Annotated in this window: 2 protein-coding genes; both read right to left on the minus strand. The window is 33.6% G+C overall.

Features of this window, described 5'->3' with window-relative positions:
* Positions 1 to 942, minus strand: a 942-nt coding sequence (locus tag ACFIJW_RS07980) for a right-handed parallel beta-helix repeat-containing protein (RefSeq protein WP_375633879.1), incomplete at its 3' end; no start/stop codon positions are given.
* Positions 943 to 1,819: 877 nt separating this feature from the next.
* A partial coding sequence (locus ACFIJW_RS07985; protein WP_375633881.1) for an autotransporter outer membrane beta-barrel domain-containing protein occupies positions 1,820 to 2,145 on the minus strand: 326 nt, incomplete at its 5' end.

The following is a 2,145-nucleotide window of genomic DNA, read 5'->3' on the forward strand; positions in this document are numbered from 1 at the left end:
AAAAGAAGCCCCTGTCTCGGAAACAGTGATAGATCCTCCTGTCATTTGGATGATACCATTGTCTTTTGCCTCAAGTCCGATTGCAGCTTCTTTAATTGTTGTATTGCCATGCAATTCAATTGTACTGTTGGGGCCGTTAGCCCATGCACCTTTTCCATTGCCATCTGCCATTAGAGTGGTATCTATGCCATCAATATATCCACTATTTGCTGCAACTAATGCATTTTTTTTCCCAGTTACAGTTCCCCCAATCATCGTGATTTTGGATTGTGCACCATTTGCATTGAGGCCATATTCATCAGAGGACACTGTAACATTGTTCTTTAAAGTAATTGTAGAGCCTGTACCAGCGTATATTCCATGCTCTTTTGCATTAAAGTATCCTCCTGATACCGTTGTTTGAGAATTATCCAACGCTTCTATACCCACTTTTGCTTGAGTAACTGTTACGTTTTCCAAGATGACTTTACTTTCCTTATAAAGAGCTATTCCTTTTTCCATTAAGTCATCTTTACTGCTCGTTATTGTCACATTTTTCAGCTTGTTTTTATCACTTTTGCTATCTTCGAGAAATAAGCCTACTGTAGGAGCAATAATACCTACTGCATTCATTTTTATTATACCACCGTCTGTTGCCATCACACCGATTTCTTTAGCCTTAATCGTTGATTCTGATAAGTCAAGAAAGCTATTAGGTTCGATAATGCGTACAGTGCTCAACCAGTCGTCCTCCATGTTTTTGCTGTCGTGAATTATTGCTAAATTTTTTCCAATTATTCCACTACCTTTTATCACTATTATACCGCCAACAGTGAAGTTGGATGCTTCCTCAGTTATTCCATGAAAATTCATTAAGATTTTTTCGGCTTTTACATTAGTATGAGCACTAAACAGCGCGATTGTCGCAACAGCTGTACAGGATAGTAAAAATTTTTTAGACATGAAGATTTTCCTTAACTTATAAGCCTCCGCATATTCTCTCCCCGCTTATAAAAAGGATAAAGAACACACAATTTTCATCGGGAGGTTATATTATTTTAACTTTTATATAAAGTATTTATATAATTTTATTATTAAATAAAAAATATTATTTAATAATAAAATATAATATAATTTTATACTTTATTTATTTTTACATTTATATATTAAATTTATTATTTACTTGTATTCTATAATAAATTTTTATTAAATGGTTTTTTATTTTGTAAATAACTATGTAATTTATAATTTATAAAACAAATTATTAAATATAAACTATTATAATTTCAATCACATAATGAATTTAATATTTGTTTTCTGTATATCTAAAATATATTTATGTATATACTTAAATAATACTTATGATGATTGATAAAGCTTTAGCTCTTCTTTATGATTTCCTGAGCATTTTAGATAAATTGAGTACAAAGCATTGTGTTATGTTTGTTATGCCTGATTGGATTTTCTGCGCAAAAAGGTATTTTGCAGCAGATCTTCTGCCGTAAAGAGGTGAAGGGAATTCCTTTAAAGAAAAGCTAGTACATCTACTGCATGAAGAAAAAAGAGGTTTCTTTAAGGAATAAAAAGGACTTTAGCAGAAAAGAAAAGCAGGGTTTATTTACAAGAGGTAATATCAACAAAAGGGCTACATAATATTATAGAAAATTAAAAAAGCTGCACAATACAGAGTTGTGCAGCCTTTCTGTGCAAACGAACGGGAAAGCAACGCTCGCTTTTACACTTTTTTCAGTCTCATACGCTTGTACATGTGCTTTCCTTCTCATGTAGGGCACAGGCTGCTCTGCTTAAAATAAGAGGTTCCGAGAAGAATTTCCTTTCCTTAAAACTGATAGCGTATACCACCTGAAAAGCTTGCACCACTTATACCAGTTTTCTGAAGCTTTTGTTGATAGCTTACATCACCATGAAGCGAGAAATTGTGGGAGAGTTGTGCATTGATGCCAACGCCGCCTTCAATTGCAGGTCCCATAGGATCAAGGTCAAAATCTCTGCCAATATGAATGGTACTATCATCACCAAAGGTTTTGATCAAGTTTACTTTTCCATAGAAAGACATCGGACGGTTGTTTTCAGTGGAAATGGTTTTTGTCAAACGTCCACCAATGCGTACTAACCATTGAGAAGGATTTTTCATATCAACGGTAA

It is taken from the genome of Bartonella sp. MM97QHHN (assembly GCF_042194285.1).
GTDB lineage: Bacteria > Pseudomonadota > Alphaproteobacteria > Rhizobiales > Rhizobiaceae > Bartonella.